This is a genomic window from Streptomyces sp. NPDC058864 (genome assembly GCF_042742985.1).
Taxonomy (GTDB): domain Bacteria; phylum Actinomycetota; class Actinomycetes; order Streptomycetales; family Streptomycetaceae; genus Actinacidiphila.
Map to the genome: position 1 here is coordinate 59,459 of NZ_JBHYMQ010000035.1, position 17,323 is coordinate 76,781.

The window sequence follows — 17,323 nt, forward strand, 5'->3', positions numbered from 1 at the left end:
CGGCGGCGCCGCACCGGCCCCGGAAGGAACCAGCACCATGCACATCGACTGGGCTGCCCTCGGCTCCGTCTTCGGCGTCAGCCTCGCCGTGACCGTCGGACTCGTCGGCCTGTTCACCCTCGGCATCGTCGGCCTGTCCAAGCAGGGCACCGCCGCCGGCGGCGCGGCGGGGACCTCCGCCGCGGGCGGCTCGACCGCCCTGGCCCGCACCGGCGCCTACCTGTGCTTCGCGCTGTGCGCGGCGGCGGTGGCGTACGGGATCTACCTGATCGTCGCCTGACCCGCACGTCCCCGCGCACCGCGGTGTGAAGTTGACCTCAGCTCCCGGCTTTCCGGCCGTGAGCTGGGGTTTCTTCTTTTCCACAGGCTGTCGCGGTGAGTTGACGGGCCGGAGCGGGGCGTGGTGGTATCGGAACCGCCAAACGGCGGCAGGAGAGGAAGTCCGGTGCGAATCCGGCGCGGTCCCGCCACTGTCACCGGGGAGCGGACCCCCGCCCATGGCCACGGCCCTGACGAAGGGCTGGAAGGCCGGGGGTGCCGCCGATCCGGGAGCCAGGAGACTCTCGTCGCCGGTCACGTCGAACCAGGGCGCGGACCCTGAGTGAGGACTCCTGCGATGCGCGGCTCCGGCCGTTCACCCGACACCGGCGCCGTGGCGCCGTGCGCGTTCGCCGCCGGTGCCGCCCTCGGCTGGCTCGCCGACCTCGCCCTCGCCGACCCCCGCCGCGGACACCCCGTGGCGGTGTTCGGGAGCGCCGCCGCCCGGCTGGAGCGCGCGCTGTGGCGCGACCACCGCGGCCGGGGCGCCCTCCACACCGCGCTGTGCGCGGGCGGCGCGGTGGTGGCCGCGGCGGGGCTCCAGCGCGCGGCACGCGGTTCCGGCCCCGCGTCCGTCGCCCTGACGGCGGCGGCGACCTGGGCCGTGCTCGGCGGGACCTCCCTGGTACGGGAGGCGCGCGCCATCGGCACCGCCCTGTCCGCCGGCGACACGGAGGCCGCGCGCGAGCGGCTGCCCCATCTGTGCGGCCGCGACCCGCAGGCGCTGGACGAGGCGCAACTGGCGCGGGCGGTCGTGGAGTCCGTCGCGGAGAACACCTCGGACGCCGTCGTGGGCGCTCTGGTGTGGGGCGCGCTGGGCGGCGTCCCCGGGCTGGTCGGCTTCCGGGCGGTGAACACCCTCGACGCGATGGTCGGTCACAAGTCGCCGCGACACCGCAGGTTCGGCTGGGCCGCGGCCCGGCTGGACGACGTGGCCGGCTACCCCGGTGCCCGGCTGACCGCCGCGCTGGCGGTGCTGGCCGGGCCCGACCACCGGGGGGCCTGGCGGACCTGGCGCAGCGACGGCCCCCTGCATCCGAGCCCGAACGCCGGGCCCGTGGAGGCCTCGTTCGCGGGGGCGTTGGGCGTGCGCCTCGGGGGGACGCTTGCCTATGGCGGGCGGGTGGAGCACCGGCCCGTGCTGGGGGCGGGGAACCGGCCGGTGGAGGTACGGGACATCGAACGGGCGGCGCGCTTGTCACGGCGGGTCGGCGCGCTGGCGCTGGCGGCCGCGGTGGGCGGGCGCCTGGCGTGGGGCGCGGTCGCCCGGAGGAGGGACTCATGAGGGGCGGGGGCCTGCTGGTCGCCGGGACCACGTCGGACGCCGGCAAGAGCGTCGTCACGGCGGGAATCTGCCGGTGGCTGGCCCGGCAGGGCGTCTCCGTGGCGCCGTTCAAGGCGCAGAACATGTCGCTGAACTCGTACGTGACGCGCGAGGGCGCCGAGATCGGCCGCGCCCAGGCGATGCAGGCCCAGGCGGCGCGCGTGGAGCCCTCGGCCCTGATGAACCCGGTGCTGCTCAAGCCCGGCGGGGACCGCACCAGCCAGGTCGTCCTGATGGGGCGGCCGGTGGGCGAGATGAGCGCGCGCGGTTACCACAACGGGAGCCGCGCGCAGCTGCTGGAGACCGTCACCGGCTGCCTGGAGGAGCTGCGCGGCCGGTACGACGCGGTGATCTGCGAGGGCGCGGGCAGCCCCGCCGAGATCAACCTGCGGCGGGGCGACATCGTCAACATGGGCCTGGCGCGGGCCGCCCGGCTCCCGGTGGTCGTGGTCGGCGACATCGACCGCGGCGGGGTCTTCGCCTCGTTCTTCGGGACGACGGCGCTGCTCGCCCCCGAGGACCAGGAACTGGTCTGCGGCTACCTGGTCAACAAGTTCCGCGGCGACGTGTCCCTGCTGGAGCCGGGTCTCGAGATGCTGCGCGGGCTGACCGGGCGCCGCTTCTACGGGGTGCTGCCGTTCCGGCACGGCCTCGGCATCGACGAGGAGGACGGGCTGCGGATGTCGCTGCGCGGCAGCGTCCGGGAGTCGGACACGGCGCCGCCGCACGGCGAGGACGTCCTGCGGGTGGCCGTCGCGGCGGTCCCGCTGATGTCGAACTTCACCGACGTGGACGCGCTCGCAGCCGAGCCCGGTGTCCTCGTCCGCTTCGTCGACCGGCCGGAGGAACTCGCCGACGCCGACCTCGTGGTGCTGCCCGGCACCCGCGGCACGGTCAGGGCCCTGGAGTGGCTGCGGCAGCGCGGCCTGGCCGGCGCAATCGCGCGCCGGGCCGCCGAGGGCCGCCCGGTGCTGGGGATCTGCGGCGGCTTCCAGATGCTCGGCGAGACGATCGAGGACGACGTCGAGTCACGGGCGGGAACCGTGCCCGGGCTCGGGCTGCTGCCGGTACGGGTCCGCTTCGCCGTCGGGAAGACCCTGGCCCGGCCGTCCGGGAAGGCGTACGGCGAACCCGTCGAGGGGTACGAGATCCACCACGGTGTGGCCGACGTCCGCGACGGCGACGAGCCCTTCCTGGACGGCTGCCGCACCGGCGCGGTCTGGGGCACCCACTGGCACGGCTCCCTGGAGAGCGACGGCTTCCGCCGCGCCTTCCTGCGCCGGGTCGCCGAGGCCGCGGGGCGGCGCTTCGTGCCCGCCCCCGGCACCTCCTTCGCCGCGCTCCGCGAGGAGCAACTGGACCGGCTGGGCGATCTGATCGAGGAACACGCCGACACCGCCGCCCTGCTCCGCCTGATCGAGCAGGGCCCCCCTGCGGGGCTGCCCTTCGTCCCCCCGGGGGCGCCGTGAGCACCCCGTCGACGGCCCGCAGCCGGGCCGTCCGTGACCACCGCCGCAACGAACGTTCGACCCAGGAGGCCGCGTGAGCACCCCTTACCCCTTCACCGCGATCGTCGGGATGGCGGACCTGCGGCTGGCGCTGCTGCTGAACGCGGTCAGCCCGGCGGTGGGCGGTGTGCTGGTGCGCGGCGAGAAGGGCACCGCCAAGTCGACCGCCGTACGGGCGCTGTCAGCGCTGTTGCCGCCCGTGGACGTCGTGCCCGGCTGCCGCTTCGGCTGCGACCCGGCGGCACCGGACCCGGCGTGCCCCGACGGGCCGCACGGGCCGGACGCCGGCGCGGAGAGCCGGCCGGCGCGCATGGTGGAGCTGCCGGTCGGCGCGTCCGAGGACCGCCTCGTCGGCGCCCTGGACATCGAACGGGCCCTGGCGGAGGGCGTGAAGGCCTTCGAGCCGGGGCTGCTGGCCGACGCGCACCGCGGCGTGCTCTACGTGGACGAGGTCAACCTGCTCCACGACCACCTGGTGGACCTGCTGCTGGACGCGGCCGCCATGGGCGCCTCCTACGTCGAACGCGAGGGCGTCTCGGTGCGCCACGCGGCGCGCTTCCTCCTCGTCGGCACGATGAACCCCGAAGAGGGCGAACTGCGGCCGCAGTTGCTCGACCGCTTCGGCCTCACCGTGGAGGTCGCGGCCTCGCGGGACACCGACGAGCGGGTGGAGGTCGTCCGGCGGCGTCTCGCCCACGACGCGGACCCGGCGGGCTTCGCCGCCGTGTGGCAGGGCGAGGAGCGGGGGCTGCGGGAGCGCATCGCGGCGGCACGGGCGCTGCTGCCCTCGGTCTCGCTCGGCGACGGCGCGCTCCGCCAGATCGCCGCGACCTGCGCGGCCTTCGAGGTGGACGGGATGCGCGCGGACATCGTCATGGCGCGCACGGCGACCGCCCTGGCCGCCTGGGCCGGACGCACCGACGTCACCGACGCCGACGTACGGCAGGCCGCGCTGCTGGCGCTGCCGCACCGGCGCCGCCGCAACCCCTTCGACGCGCCGGGCCTCGACGAGGACAAGCTCGACGAGACCCTGGAGGCCAACCGCGGCCAGGACGACGACCCGGACCCGGACCCCGGCCCGGACGGCGGCGGCCCCGACGGCGGCGGCCGTCCGCCGCAGGGTGACGACGGCGCCCCGGACACCGCGCCCGACATCGCCCCGCCCAGGGAGCCGGCGGAGTCCGGACCCCAGGCGCAGGGCGCGGACGCCGCGCCGGGCGGCGGGGAGCGGGCCGCGGTGCCGGCCGCCGAGCCGTTCAAGGCCCGCACCCTGACCGTGCCCGGTCTCGGCGAGGGCGCCGCGGGCCGCCGCTCCCGCGCCCGTACCGCGCACGGCAGGACGACCGGCGCCCGGCGGCCCCGGGGCGCCCTGTCCAAGCTGCACCTGGCCGCCACCGTGCACGCCGCCGCCCCGCACCAGCGGGCCCGCGGGCGCGGCGGCCCGGGCCTGGTGATCCGCCGGGACGACCTGCGCGAGGCGGTCCGGGAGGGCCGCGAGGGCAACCTGGTGCTCTTCGTCGTCGACGCCTCGGGCTCCATGGCCGCCCGGCAGCGCATGAGCGCGGTCAAGGGCGCGGTGCTGTCGCTGCTGCTCGACGCCTACCAGCGGCGCGACAAGGTCGGTCTGATCACCTTCCGCGGCGCGACGGCGGAGCTGGCGCTGCCGCCGACCTCGTCGGTCGACGCGGGCGCGGCCCGTCTGGAGAAGCTGCCCACCGGCGGCCGCACCCCGCTGGCCGCCGGGCTGCTGAAGGCGCACGACGTGCTGCGCGTGGAGCGGCTGCGGGACGCCTCCCGCCGCCCGCTGCTGGTCGTGGTCACCGACGGCCGGGCGACCGGCGGCCCCGAGCCGGTGCGCACGGCCGGGCGCGCGGCGCGGCTGCTGGCGGCCGGGGGCACCGCCTCGGTGGTCGTGGACTGCGAGTCCGGGCCGGTGCGGCTGGGGCTCGCGGGCGAACTCGCACGCGAACTGCACGGCACCGCCGTGACGTTGGACGAGCTGCGCGCCGACAGCGTCGCGGCACTGGTACGGGATGTACGGAGGGTCGCGTAATGCCACAGGGACAGCCGAGCGTCGTGCCGCAGGACGGTCTCACGACCCGTCAGCGCCGCAACCGGCCGCTGGTGATGGTGCACACCGGCACCGGCAAGGGGAAGTCCACCGCCGCCTTCGGGCTGGCACTGCGAGCCTGGAACCAGGGCTGGCCGGTCGGGGTGTTCCAGTTCGTCAAGTCCGCCAAGTGGAAGGTCGGGGAGGAGCGGGCGCTGCGCGTGCTCGGCGCCTCCGGCGAGGGCGGCACCGTCGCCTGGCACAAGATGGGCGAAGGCTGGTCCTGGGTGCAGCGGGACATCGCCGAGAGCGAGGACGCGGCCCGCGAGGGCTGGGAGCAGGTCAAGCGCGACCTGGCCGCCGAGACCTACCGGCTGTACGTGCTGGACGAGTTCGCCTACCCGCTGCACTGGGGCTGGATCGACACCGACGAGGTGGTCTCGGTGCTCCGCGACCGGCCCGGCACCCAACACGTCGTCATCACCGGCCGCAACGCCCCGCAGCCACTGCTGGACTTCGCGGACCTGGTTACCGAGATGGGCAAGGTCAAGCACCCCATGGACGCCGGCCAGAAGGGCCAGAAGGGCATCGAGTGGTAGCCAGGCTCGTCGTCGCGGCCCCCGCCTCGGGCAGCGGCAAGACCACCGTCGCCACGGGGCTGATGGCCGCCTTCGCGGAGGCCGGACTCGCCGTCTCCCCGCACAAGGTGGGTCCCGACTACATCGACCCCGGCTACCACGCCCTGGCCACCGGCCGGCCCGGCCGCAACCTGGACGCGTACATGTGCGGCCCGGAGCGGATCGCGCCGCTGTTCCTGCACGGCGCACGGGGGGCCGACCTGGCCGTCGTGGAGGGCGTGATGGGGCTCTTCGACGGGGCTTCCGGGATGGGCGAACTGGCCTCCACCGCGCATGTGGCGAAGCTGTTGCGGGCGCCGGTGGTGCTGGTGGTGGACGCCTCGTCGCAGTCCCGTTCGGTGGCGGCGCTGGTGCACGGTTTCGCCTCCTGGGACCCGGAGGTACGGGTCGCCGGGGTCATCCTCAACAAGGTCGGCTCCGACCGGCACGAGGAGCTGCTGCGCGACGCCCTGGACGGCGCCGGTGTGCCGGTGCTGGGCGCGCTGCGGCGCGACACGGCGGTCGGCACGCCCTCCCGGCACCTGGGGCTGGTCCCGGTCGCGGAGCGGCGCACGGACGCCGTCGACGCCGTGCGTGCCCTGGCCGCCCGGGTACGGGCGGGCTGCGACCTGGACGCGCTGCTGGCGCTGGCGCGCAGCGCTCCCCCGCTCGCGGAGGAGCCATGGGACCCGCAGACCGCGGTCGGCCCGGCGGCGCCGGGCGCGCGGCCGGTGGTCGCGGTGGCGGGCGGCGCCGCGTTCACCTTCTCGTACGCCGAGCACGTCGAACTCCTCGCCGCGGCGGGGGCGGAGGTCGTCACCTTCGACCCGCTGCGCGACGAGCGGCTGCCGACCGGTGCCGCGGGGCTGGTCCTGGGCGGCGGCTTCCCCGAGATGTACGCCCACGAGCTGTCCGCCAACGAGCCGCTGCGTGAGGCCGTCGCCGCCTTCACCGGGCCCGTGACCGCCGAGTGCGCGGGCCTGCTCTACCTCGGACGGGAACTGGACGGACGTCCCATGTGCGGGGTGCTGGACACCACGGCCCGCATGTCGGACCGGCTCACGCTGGGCTACCGCGAGGCGGTCGCGATCACCGACAACGCGCTGGCGGCCGCCGGGACCCGGGTGCGGGGGCACGAGTTCCACCGCACCGTCGTGGAACCCGCCGCCGGGGCCACACCCGCCTGGGGCCTGGTGCGGCCGGAGCGGCGCGTGGAGGGCTTCGTACAGGGCGGCGTCCACGCCTCGTACCTGCACGTCCACTGGGCCGCCGAACCGTCCCTGGCGCGGCGGTTCGCCGCCTCCGCGGGCGGGGCGGGCACGCCCTCGTGAGCGTCGTCGTCGGCGTCGGGGCGGGCCGTGGCGTGGCGGCGGCCGAAGTGCTCGCGCTCGTACGGTCCGTGCTCGCCGAGGCCGGGGTGCCGGAGGCGTCCGTCACGGCGCTGGCGACCGTCGACGGCAAGGACCGTGAGCCGGGCCTCGTCGCGGCGGCGGAGCGGCTGGGCGTCCCCCTGGTGACGTACGGCGCGCGTACGCTGGCCGCGGTCGACGTGCCGAGCCCTTCGGGCGCGGTGCTGGCCGCGGTCGGCACGCCCTCCGTGGCGGAGGCGGCCGCGCTGGCCGCGGCGCCCGGCGGCGAACTGCTGGTACCGAAGAGGAAGTCCGTCCCCGGGGGCGGAGGTGCGGCGCGGGCGACCGCGGCGGTGGCACGGCGCCCTGGGCACGGCACGCACGGCAGGCACGGCACGACGGAGGAGACGGCACCGTGATCAACCCCTCGCCCGAGGACGTGCTGGAGCGGCGCGTCGACGCCGCGCTGGGCGGCGGCCGCCGTACGCCGCTGGATCGGGCGGCGACCATGGTGCTGCTGGTCGGCGCCGGCTCCCCCGAGCCCGCGGACAACGCCGAAGTGGCCCGTACCGCACGGCTGCTGTGGGAGGGCCGGGGCTATGCGGGCGTGGAGACCGCCTTCCTGACGACCGCCGCACCGGACGTCCCGGCGGGGCTGGAACGCTGCGCACGGCTCGGCGCCCGGCGGATCGTCCTGCTCACCTGCTTCCCCGCCGACGCGGCCCTGGAGGAGCGCGTCGCGCAGCAGGCGGAGGGCTGGGCCGAGGCGCGCCCCGAGGTCGAGGTACGGCACGCACAGCCCACCGACGGCGGGGCCGGGTGGCCGGGTCCCGGCGACGGCGACGGCGACGGCGGCCACGACCTGCGGCACCACGGCGACGCCGAGGTCCGGGACGGCGGCGCGGACCTCACCGACCTGGCCGTCAACGTACGCGCCGGAACACCCCCGCCGTGGCTCAGGGAACGCCTCGCGGCCACCCTCGACGGGCTGGCCGGCTACCCCGACGACCGCACCGCGCACCGCGCGGTCGCCGCCCGGCACGGCCGCCCGGTGGAGGAGGTACTGCTCACGGCGGGCGCCGCGGAGGCGTTCGTCCTGCTGGCCCGCACCACCCGGGCCCGCCACGCGGTGGTCGTGCACCCGCAGTTCACCGAACCCGAGGCGGCCCTGCGGGACGCCGGGCACCACGTCCACCGCGTCGTGCTGCGGGCGGAGGACGGCTTCCGCCTCGACCCGTGGGCGGTGCCCGAAGCGGCCGACCTGGTGGTCGTCGGCAATCCGACCAACCCCACCTCCGTACTGCACCCCGCGGCTGACCTCGCCCGCCTGGCCCGGCCGGGCCGCACCCTCGTCGTCGACGAGGCGTTCATGGACGCCGTGCCCGGCGAGACCGAGAGCCTCGCCGCCCGCCGCGACCTGCCCGGGCTGGTGGTGCTGCGCAGCCTCACCAAGACCTGGGGCCTGGCGGGCCTGCGGGTCGGCTACGTCCTCGGGGACCGCGAGCACGTGGCGGCGCTGCGCCGCGCCCAGCCCCTGTGGGCCGTCTCCGCGCCCGGCCTCACCGCCGCCGAGGTCTGCAGCGCCCCGGAGGCCGTCGAGGAGGCGGCGGAGGCGGCCCGCCGGACCGCCGCCGACCGCGAGTACCTGCTGCGCCGGCTCGGCGAGTTCGACGACGTCGAGGTCGCCGGCCCCGCGCACGGCCCCTTCGTCCTGCTGCGCCTCCCCGAAGCGGCCTCCGTCCGCGAGCGCCTGCGCGACCTCGGCTTCGCCGTCCGCCGCGCCGACACCTTCCCCGGCCTCTCCCCCGACTGGCTCCGCGTCGCCGTCCGCGACCCCGCCACGGCCGACCGCTTCGCGGCCGCCCTGTCGAAGGCCCTGACCGGCTGACCCCGAGTCGCCGCGCCCGCCGTCGCCGAACCGGGGTTCGTCCCCGTTCGGGCGCGCGGGCGGACGCCCCGGCGGGGACGCCCGGCACCTGGAACCGGCCGCGCCGGCTCAGCCCTTGACGCCCAGGGCCTGGACGTCGAGGCCGCCGAGGGCGGGGTGGACGTAGGCGTTGGTCAGGCGGTCGGAGCGGTAGTTGAGGCGGCGGTCGTAGAGGAAGGGCAGCAGCGTGCCGCGGTCCTGGGCGGTGGAGTCGACGGTGCGCCAGAGGTTGTCGGCGGCGTTGCGGTTGGTCTCGGAATCGGCTTCGTCCATCAGGGAGTTGATCTCGCGGTCGTCGAGCCCCGCGTAGTTGCTGGGGCTGTGCGGCAGCAGCAGCGGGCGCAGGAAACCGGCCGGGGAGGGCCAGTCGGACTGCCAGGTCGTCATGACGATGCCCCAGCCCTTGTCCTTGATCTGCTGCTGGTCGGCGAGGGCGGCGTAGAAGTCGGCGGCGTCGGGGGTCTGCACGCTCGCCTTGATGCCCACCTTGGCGAGCTGGCCGACCAGCGACTGCGCGGCCTTGCGGGCGGCCGGGTCGCTGCCGGAGACCGCGACGACCGTGCTGAACCCCTTGGCGTGGCCGCATTCGCCGAGGAAGCGCCGGGCCTGTTCGGGATAGGAGCCGCCGCTCACGGTGCCGTAGGTGTCGAGGTGCCGGTCGTGGCCGCCCGTGGTGGGCGGGAGCATGCCGCCGGCGACGTCGCCGGCGTCCTGGCCGCCCATGGCGTCGCGCAGCAGGCTGCGGTCGGTGGCGTACTGGACGGCCCACCGGCAGCGGTAGTCGTCGAGGGGCGCGACGGCGGTCTGCAGGGAGAAGTAGCGCACGGCGCCGGTCTGCACGAGGTCGGCGCGGGACTTGAGCGAGTCGTCGGCGAGGATGCGGGTGCGGGTGGCCTGCTGGACGCCGGCCTGGGCGAGGTCGAGGTCGGCGGTGCCGTTCATCAGGGCGGTGTCCACCGCGGCCGCGTCCGCGGCGATGGTGAGGTCCACCTCGTCGGGCAGGGCGGTGCGTATCGCGTCGGTGGCCGGGTCCCATTCGGCGTTGCGCACCAGGCGCAGCCCTTCGGCGGCGTCGTAGGAGGCGATGCGGTAGGGGCCGCTGGCGACCGGCTGGTCCTGGTAGCGCTCCTTGGTGTCCTTCGCCTTCGGGACCGGTGAGGACATGGGCAGCGCCAGGACGTGGGGGAAGTCCGCGAAGGGCGCGTCGAGGTGGAAGACGATCGTGCGGGCGTCGGGGGTCTCGACGCTCTTCAGGCCGAGCCCGTCGGGGTCGCTGTCCTTGTAGGGGCCGGGGTAGTCCTGCCCCTGGTCGAGCAGGTCGCGCAGATGGGTGGGGCCGCCGGGGTAGAGGTCCCTGGCGAAGGTGCGCTCGATGCCGTACTTGACGTCCCGGGAGGTGATCGGCGTGCCGTCCTCGAAGGTGACGCCCTCCTTGAGGGTGTACGTGTAGGTGCGTCCGCCGTCGGAGATCTTGCCGGTGCTGGTGGCGAGGTCGGGTGCGAGGCGAGTGCCGGCGGCGCCGGGCTGCGGGGCGAAGTCGACGAGTTTGCGCAGGTAGAGGCGGCCCAGGTTCCACACGATCGGGGAGTAGGTGCGGGCCGGGTCGAGGGAGTCGGGGGTGTAGGCGGAGATGAGCCTGAGGGTGCCGCCCTTGGCGGTGGACGGGCCGACGGCGCCGGTGAGGGCGCCGTTGTAGCCGCCGGTCGGCCTGCGGGCGGCGATCAGGTCCTGGGCGGTGGGGGTGGTCGGCTTCGCCGGGTCGTCGCCGAAGGGGTCCACCAGGACCGTCACGGTGACCAGGAGGGCCACGACGGCCGCGGTCACGACGGAGACCACGCCCCAACGCCGCCGCCGGGGCGCCGGGACCGGGGTGTCCCAGGCGGGCCGGGTGGGGTAGGACGGCGGGCCGAACGAGGGCGGGTTGTACGCCGGGTGGGGCAGGGTGGGCGGCCGTGTGGGCGGCGGGGGAAGGGCGGGCGGGCCCGTGGGCGGGGTCCGCGAGGCCAGCCAGCCGCTGAGGGCGCTCCGCATCTCCGCGGCTCCGCGGGGGCGCAGCGCCGGGTTCTTCGACAGGGCGGACAGCACGATCGAGTCGAGTTCGGGCGGCACTAGGGGGTTGCGCGCGGAGGGCGGCACCGGTGTCTGGTGGACGTGTGCGTACATCACCGACAGCGGGGTGGCCCCGGCGAAGGGGACGGTGCCGGTGAGGAGTTCGGTGAGCATGCAGGCGACCGCGTACACGTCGCTGCGGGCGTCGACCGCGTCACCCGCGCACTGCTCGGGGGCCATGTAGCCGGGGGTGCCGATGGCGGAGCCGGTACCGGTGATGCGGGACAGTGAGTGGACGACCCGGGCGATGCCGAAGTCCGCGACCTTGACCGCGCCGCCGGTGGTGATCAGGACGTTGGAGGGCTTCACGTCGCGGTGGACGAGGCCGCGGGCATGGGCGTGGGCGAGTGCGTCCAGGATCTCGCAGGTGGTGCGGACGGCCCGTTCGATCTCCATCGGGGCCTGCTCGCGGGCGAGTTCGGCGAGGGTGCGGCCCTCGATGTGCTCCATCACCAGGTACGGCACGACCGCGTCGTCGGTCGTCACCTCGTCCTGGTCGTGGACGGTGACGATGCCGGGGTGGTTGAGTCCCGCCGCGGCCCGCGCCTCGCGGGCGAAGCGGCGCCGCGCCTCGGGGTCTCGGGCGAGCTCCGGCAGGAGCGTCTTGACGGCCACGGTCCGGCCGAGCCGGGTGTCGTAGGCGAGATGGACCCGGGCCATGCCGCCGGAGCCGAGCAGCGCCCGCAACTCGTACCGTCCCCCGAACATGCGACCCCCCGGCCCCGTCCGCGACGGGCGCGCGGACACTCCCCAACAGGGTAGTGGAAAGTACCCTTTTCAGACGCCCGTGCGCAGGCGGGAGGGGCGCGGAACGGTGCCGGAGAACGCGTGGAGGGCGGCTCCGGACACTCCGCCGCCCTCCACGTCCCCCCTCACCCCTGGTCCGCCCCCGGGGTCACCCGGGCTCGTCAGTCCCGGGCGCTCTCGGCCGCCGGCTTGCGGCGGGTCTTGCGGATCACGAGGAATCCGGCGGCGAACAGCAGCACCGAACCGCCCGCGAGGTACGGGGTCATGGAGCTGCTGCCGGTCTCGGCGAGGTCACCGGTGGCCGCGGGCGCGGCCTGCGGGGACTGGTCGGCGCGCGCGGACTCCGAGGGCGCGGCCGACTGCGAGGGCTCCGCGGACTGCGAGGGCTGCTCCGACTCGCCGCCGGTCTGCGGCTCCTCGCCGCTGCCGGAGTCGTCGCCGCCGCTGCCGCCGTTGTTGCCGGAGTCGTCGCCGCCATCGTGGTGGCCCCCGCCACCGCCGTGCCCGCCGCGGCGGGGCGTCTCGCAGGTGGCGCCGGCGAGGGTGACGGTGCCGCTCACCTCGGCGACGCCGAGCTTGAGCGGGTTCACCTCCACCGACAGCTCCAGTGCGGTGGCGGCGGCGCTGCGCGAGGTGACGGTCTTCTTGGCGAGGTCGAGGCGGACCTCGCCCACGCCCGGCACCTTCACCAGGGTCGTGCCGCCGGCCGAGACGGCGACGCGCTTGCCGAGCACCACGACGTGGCCGGGCATCTCGACCTCGGCGACCGGCTTCCGGCCGGCCACGCACGTGGCGCGCGCGGAGATCAGATCGGCCTTGATGAGCCCGAGGAGCGGCAGTCCGGGCAGGTTGACGCGCGCCTTGACGAGCTTGGCGTAGCCTTCCGCCTTCCGGCGGTCGGCGGTGGCCCGGGCGGTGGCGACGTCGGCGCGCAGGACGCTGAACGGCTTGCCGCGGTCGACCCCGTCGAGGGTGGCGGTGAGCGCGGTCTCGTCGGCGCTCGCCGGTGCGTGGACCTCGTTGAGCGTCAGGTTCAGCGGTACGTCGACGGACTTGCGGAGCAGCGAGACATCCAGGCCGGTCCGCAGGACGACCGCCCCGGCCTTGCCGGACGAGCCGTGGGTCCCCCCGGTCGCGGCGGCCGGGGTCGCGGGCCCCAGCGCGAGGGCGCCCGCCGCCAGCGCGACGGCGGCCCCCAGCGCGGCGGCGGGACGGCGCGCGGGCATGCTGAAGGGAGAGCTGGACAAAGTGGAAAACCCCCAAATGGTCATGGAGTCGCCACAGCGCCGCTGAAGGGGACAGCGCGCTCGCCGGGCGACCTCGACCCCGTAATGATTTACGTACGGAGAGTGAACCGGCACCCGCCTGGGCCCGGTTCACTCCAAAGGGTGGTTTTCGCCTCCGTATTCGAAACCTGCGGCACACGCGTTCCCGCGCGTCACACCTGCGATCGTGCGTATTCGAGCAGCTTGGCGAAGTCGAGCGCGCCGGGGTCCCCGTGGGAGTTGTGGCACAGCAGCCCGCGCGCCACGTACGTACGCGTCGAGGTCGACAGCGAGGCGATCGGCTGCTCCCCCAGGTGCTCGACCGCGAGCACCTCCGCCTCTCCGGTGACGTCGGCGACCGCGGCGCCCTCCCAGGCGTCCGCGGGGATGCCGTGCCCCTCGGCGAGGACGGCGATCCGGTGCTTGAACGGGGTGAGTTCACGACTGGTCACCCACGCGTCGCCGTGCGGCTGCCGTACGAGCCACGGATGGTCGGCCGTCGCGACGACCTCGCCCCGCGCCGTCGTCACCCGGCAGGCGTCCTTGCGCGCCGGGTCGTTGCGGGTCACCACCCCGCGGCGGAGCCGGCGCCGGCCCTGACCGCCCGCCGCGTCCGCGGCACCCCCGGCGTCTTCCTCGTCGAAGCACGCGATCTCGTCCCCGACGGCCAGTTCGGCCGCCCGGGCCCAGCTCAGGTCGGCGCGGAGCACCGGGGTGTCCGGGTGCACGCAGTTCTCCGGCACGTGCTGGTGGCCGCAGACCCCGCGGAAGGCGTTCCACTCCCGTCCGGTCATCCGCTGGCCGCCCGCGTTCCCGTACGAGCGGGGGTAGGGCAGCCAGAGCTTCGGGCCCTTCAGCGGCACGCCGTGGTGCGTGTGCATCCAGGCGAGGAATTCGGCGAGTTCGCGCAGCGCCCACTGCGGGGCCTTGGGCCAGTAGATGTGCCGGTTGGCGGCTCCCCAGTCCTCGTGCCGATCGGGGTCGCAGGTGCCCACCAGCTCCACCTGGCACACGTTGAGGGTGTTGGTCTCCACCCCGCCGGGCCGGTTGACCAGGGCGCGCGAGGAGATGTCGATGTCGAAGTGCTGGTACCAGACCAGCTTCTCGTCCTCGAAGTCCGGCTTCGCCGTGAGGTTGGGCGCGCTGCTCCCGCTCCCGTATGTCGGCACGCTGCGGCCCTCGGTGGTGTGCAGCACGAGGGCGTTGACCTCCATCGCGTCGCCGCCGTAGTCGTCCTGGTACCAGTACCTGCGCGATGCCCCCGGGTACTTCTGCGGTCCCTGCCTGGTCATGGTGCTCCCCGTCCCGTTGCGGTGTCGGCCGGCTGGACCGATCGCAGCACGACGGAAAGGGATGGATCGACTGTTCCCGTACAGGATCACCCGAATTGGGGTGATGGGATCATTCGGGGCTCAGAACCAGAAGCACTTCACTACTGTGTGCCCCTCGGCGGCAGCGCGGGCGTAGAAGGTCCGCAGCCCCTCGTGCCGTGGCCGGACGACCGCGTCACGCACCCGCGCTTCGTCCCATCCCCGGAAGCCGGCCATGACCGGCTTCCCGCCCGACGCCCACAGCGCGTCGAAGGGCACCTCGTCGAGGAACCTCGCGGCCTCCCGGACCTCTCCGGGATCGAGCACGAGCATCGGGGGGTCGATGTCCCGCGGGTCCTCGATCACGATGCCGCCCGCGACGGGGAGGGCGCCGGGGCCGTCGGCGCCGCCCGGCGCCGCGGGCTCGCTCGTGCAGAGCCGGTCGAGGAGTTCGAAGTCCTTCTCGATGCTCCAGGCGATCCCCGCCTCGGCCTCACCCCACCACGCGACCGCGCAGCACGATGCGCCGGGGCGCGGCCAGGACGCGGACGTCGGCGCGCGGGTCCTCGGGATAGACGACCAGGTCGGCGGAGGCCCCCTCGGTGAGGCCGTCGCGGCCGAGCCACTCGCGGGCGGACCAGGTGGCGGCGGAGAGCGCGTCGAGCGCGGGCAGGCCGGCGGTGACGAGCTCGGCGACCTCGCCGGCCACGAGCCCGTGGGCGAGGGAGCCGCCGGCGTCCGTGCCGGTGAAGATCCGGATGCCGGCGTCGTGGGCGGCGCGGACGGTGTCGTAGCGGCGGGCGTGCAGCCGGCGCATGTGGTCGGCCCAGCGCGGGAACTTCGCCTGGCCGCCGTCCGCGAGGTCCGGGAAGGTCGCGATGTTGACCAGGGTGGGGACGATGGCCACCCCGTGCTCGGCGAAGAGCGGGATGGTGTCCTCGGTGAGCCCGGTCGCGTGCTCGACGCAGTCGATGCCCGCCTCGACCAGGTCCCGCAGGGAGTCCTCGGCGAAGCAGTGGGCGGTGACGCGGGCGCCCTCCTCGTGGGCGGCGGCGATGGCGGCCTCCACGGCCCCGCGCGGCCAGCAGGCGGACAGGTCGCCGGTGTCGCGGTCGATCCAGTCGCCGACCAGCTTGACCCAGCCGTCGCCGCGCCGGGCCTCCCGGCGGACGTGGGCGACCAGGTCCTCGGGCTCGATCTCCCAGGCGTAGTTGCGGATGTAGCGGCGGGTGCGGGCGATGTGCCGGCCGGCCCGGATGATCCGCGGCAGGTCCTCGCGGTCGTCGATCCAGCGGGTGTCCGAGGGGGAACCGGCGTCGCGCAGCAGCAAGGTGCCCGCGTCGCGGTCGGTGAGCGCCTGCTTCTCGGAGGTGTCCGGGTCGACGGGGCCGTGGTGGTCCAGGCCGACGTGGCAGTGGGCGTCGACCAGGCCCGGCAGGGCCCAGCCCTCGACGGTGGTGACGTCGCGCAGACCGGCGGGGCGCTCGTAGGTGACGCGCCCGCCGACCACCCAGAGCTCGTCCCGTACGTCCTGCGGCCCGGCCAGGATGCGGCCCTTGACGTGCAGTGCCTGCGGCGCCTCGCGATCAGCCATGTCTGCACTCTACGAGCCGCCGGATACCCTCGGGCCCTACACCCCCCGACGAAGGAAGCAGCGCCGCCGTGTCCCACCCCCTGCTCGACCTGCCCCCGCTGACCGCCGAGCGCTTCGCCGCGATCGAGCGGAGAGTCGCCGCGCTGCTGCACACGGAGCAGGACGTCGTGATCACTCAGGGCGAGGCCCTGCTGCCGCTGGAGGGCTGCATCCGCGGTGGCGCGCGGCCGGGTTCGACGGCGCTGAACGTGGTGACCGGTCCGTACGGCCAGACCTTCGGCAACTGGCTGCGGGACGCGGGCGCCACCGTGGTCGACCTGGAGGTGCCCTTCCACGCCGCCGTGGACGCGCGGGACGTCGCGCGGGCGCTGTCCGACCACCCGGAGATCGACTTCGTGTCGCTGGTGCACGCGGAGGCGGCCACCGGCAACACCAATCCGGTGGCGGAGATCGGCGAGGTGGTCCGGGCGCACGGCGCGCTGTTCATGGTCGACGCGGTCGCGTCGGTGGCGGCCGAACCGCTGCTGGTCGACGCGTGGGGCGTGGACCTGTGCGTGATCGGCGCCCAGAAGGCGATGGGCGGGCCCGCCGGGGTGTCGGCGGTGTCGGTGAGCGAGCGCGCTTGGCGGCGCCTGGCGGACAACCCCGCGGCGCCGCGCCGTTCTTACCTGTCGCTGCTGGACTGGAAGGAGCGCTGGATCGACGCCGGGCGCAAGGCGCTGCCGCACGCGCCCGCGCAGCTGGAGATGCTGGCGCTGGAGGCATGCCTGGAGCGGATCGAGGAGGCCGGGCTCGACGCGGTGGTCGCCCGGCACCGGGCCGCCGCGGCGGCGACCCGGGCCGGCGCGGCGGCGCTGGCCGCGGCCGTCGAGCCGTACGTGTACCGGGACGCGGACGCCGCGCCGGTCGCCACGACGCTGCGCACCCTGGACGGCGTCGCCGCCGACGGGCTGGTCGCCCGTGCCCTGGCGCTGGAGCCGGGACTCCCGCTGGTCGCCGGCGGCGGGGCGCTGGCCAAGGAGATGATCCGGGTCAACCACTACGGCCGGGACGCCGACCCGGCCGTGGTCGTCCGTACGCTGCGCGCACTGGCCGGCGCTCTGGAGGCCGACCCCGGGCCGGCCGTGGCGGCGGCGGAGGCCGCCCGGCGGGTCTGACGCACCGCATCCCCAGGGGCCGCCCGAGCCGTCGCGAACGGCTCGGGC

14 protein-coding genes, 1 pseudogene and 1 riboswitch are annotated in these 17,323 nt (G+C 75.5%); of the genes and pseudogenes, 10 read left to right on the forward strand and 5 right to left on the reverse strand.

Features of this window, described 5'->3' with window-relative positions:
* Positions 1–37: 37 nt before the first annotated feature.
* The 9 genes and pseudogenes from ACFW3D_RS24860 to cobC all read left to right on the forward strand — a co-directional run bounded on the left by ACFW3D_RS24860 (position 38) and on the right by cobC (position 9,054).
* Positions 38–280 (forward strand): hypothetical protein, encoded by a 243-nt coding sequence (locus ACFW3D_RS24860; protein WP_500507183.1) that lies wholly within the window; start codon positions 38–40, stop codon positions 278–280.
* Between the two features lie 155 nt (positions 281–435).
* Positions 436–562: riboswitch (cobalamin riboswitch) on the forward strand.
* A gap of 54 nt (positions 563–616) precedes the next feature.
* Positions 617–1,603, forward strand: a complete 987-nt coding sequence (locus ACFW3D_RS24865; RefSeq protein WP_500507185.1) for a cobalamin biosynthesis protein — start codon at positions 617–619, stop codon at positions 1,601–1,603.
* Positions 1,600–3,111 carry a cobyric acid synthase gene (locus ACFW3D_RS24870; protein WP_500507187.1) on the forward strand — a complete coding sequence of 504 codons (1,512 nt, stop codon included), beginning with the start codon at positions 1,600–1,602 and terminating at the stop codon, positions 3,109–3,111. The genes ACFW3D_RS24865 and ACFW3D_RS24870 overlap by 4 nt, the downstream gene beginning before the upstream one ends.
* Positions 3,112–3,184: 73 nt before the next feature.
* Positions 3,185–5,203 (forward strand): putative cobaltochelatase, encoded by a 2,019-nt coding sequence (locus tag ACFW3D_RS24875; protein WP_500507189.1) that lies wholly within the window; start codon positions 3,185–3,187, stop codon positions 5,201–5,203.
* Positions 5,203–5,799, forward strand: a complete 597-nt coding sequence (gene cobO, locus ACFW3D_RS24880; protein ID WP_500507191.1) for a cob(I)yrinic acid a,c-diamide adenosyltransferase — start codon at positions 5,203–5,205, stop codon at positions 5,797–5,799. Before ACFW3D_RS24875 ends, cobO begins: the two co-directional genes overlap by 1 nt.
* On the forward strand, positions 5,793–7,148 hold the full coding sequence (locus ACFW3D_RS24885) for a cobyrinic acid a,c-diamide synthase CobB (protein ID WP_500507193.1): 1,356 nt from the start codon (positions 5,793–5,795) through the stop codon (positions 7,146–7,148). The genes cobO and ACFW3D_RS24885 overlap by 7 nt, the downstream gene beginning before the upstream one ends.
* The gene (locus ACFW3D_RS24890; protein WP_500507195.1) at positions 7,145–7,585 is read left to right on the forward strand and encodes a cobalamin biosynthesis protein; all 441 of its coding nucleotides are present in this window, start codon (positions 7,145–7,147) and stop codon (positions 7,583–7,585) included. The genes ACFW3D_RS24885 and ACFW3D_RS24890 overlap by 4 nt, the downstream gene beginning before the upstream one ends.
* Before the next feature lie 89 nt (positions 7,586–7,674).
* Positions 7,675–7,956, forward strand: a pseudogene (locus tag ACFW3D_RS24895) (CbiX/SirB N-terminal domain-containing protein); the annotation flags it as partial.
* Between the two features lie 72 nt (positions 7,957–8,028).
* Positions 8,029–9,054 (forward strand): Rv2231c family histidinol phosphate aminotransferase CobC, encoded by a 1,026-nt coding sequence (gene cobC / locus ACFW3D_RS24900; protein ID WP_500507213.1) that lies wholly within the window; start codon positions 8,029–8,031, stop codon positions 9,052–9,054.
* A 108-nt stretch (positions 9,055–9,162) separates the two neighbouring features.
* Here cobC and ACFW3D_RS24905 read toward each other — a convergent pair whose 3' ends face one another.
* The 5 genes from ACFW3D_RS24905 to ACFW3D_RS24925 form a co-directional block, all read right to left on the reverse strand.
* Positions 9,163–11,910 carry an ABC transporter substrate-binding protein gene (locus ACFW3D_RS24905; protein ID WP_500507197.1) on the reverse strand — a complete coding sequence of 916 codons (2,748 nt, stop codon included), beginning with the start codon at positions 11,908–11,910 and terminating at the stop codon, positions 9,163–9,165.
* 200 nt (positions 11,911–12,110) lie between these two features.
* Positions 12,111–13,175 (reverse strand): SCO1860 family LAETG-anchored protein, encoded by a 1,065-nt coding sequence (locus ACFW3D_RS24910; protein ID WP_500507215.1) that lies wholly within the window; start codon positions 13,173–13,175, stop codon positions 12,111–12,113.
* A gap of 212 nt (positions 13,176–13,387) precedes the next feature.
* A complete protein-coding gene (locus tag ACFW3D_RS24915) occupies positions 13,388–14,506 on the reverse strand; it encodes a Hint domain-containing protein (protein ID WP_500507199.1) in 1,119 nt (372 codons plus the stop codon).
* Positions 14,507–14,626: 120 nt separating this feature from the next.
* Positions 14,627–15,097 (reverse strand): DUF1877 family protein, encoded by a 471-nt coding sequence (locus tag ACFW3D_RS24920; RefSeq protein ID WP_500507217.1) that lies wholly within the window; start codon positions 15,095–15,097, stop codon positions 14,627–14,629.
* Complete coding sequence (locus ACFW3D_RS24925; protein ID WP_500507201.1) at positions 15,018–16,118, reverse strand: amidohydrolase family protein; 1,101 nt, start codon at positions 16,116–16,118, stop codon at positions 15,018–15,020. Before ACFW3D_RS24925 ends, ACFW3D_RS24920 begins: the two co-directional genes overlap by 80 nt.
* A 68-nt stretch (positions 16,119–16,186) precedes the next feature.
* Between ACFW3D_RS24925 and ACFW3D_RS24930 the strand changes: the two genes are divergently transcribed.
* Entirely contained in the window at positions 16,187–17,275 is a 1,089-nt protein-coding gene (locus tag ACFW3D_RS24930) for a pyridoxal-phosphate-dependent aminotransferase family protein (protein WP_500507203.1), read from the forward strand.
* Positions 17,276–17,323: the final 48 nt, after the last annotated feature.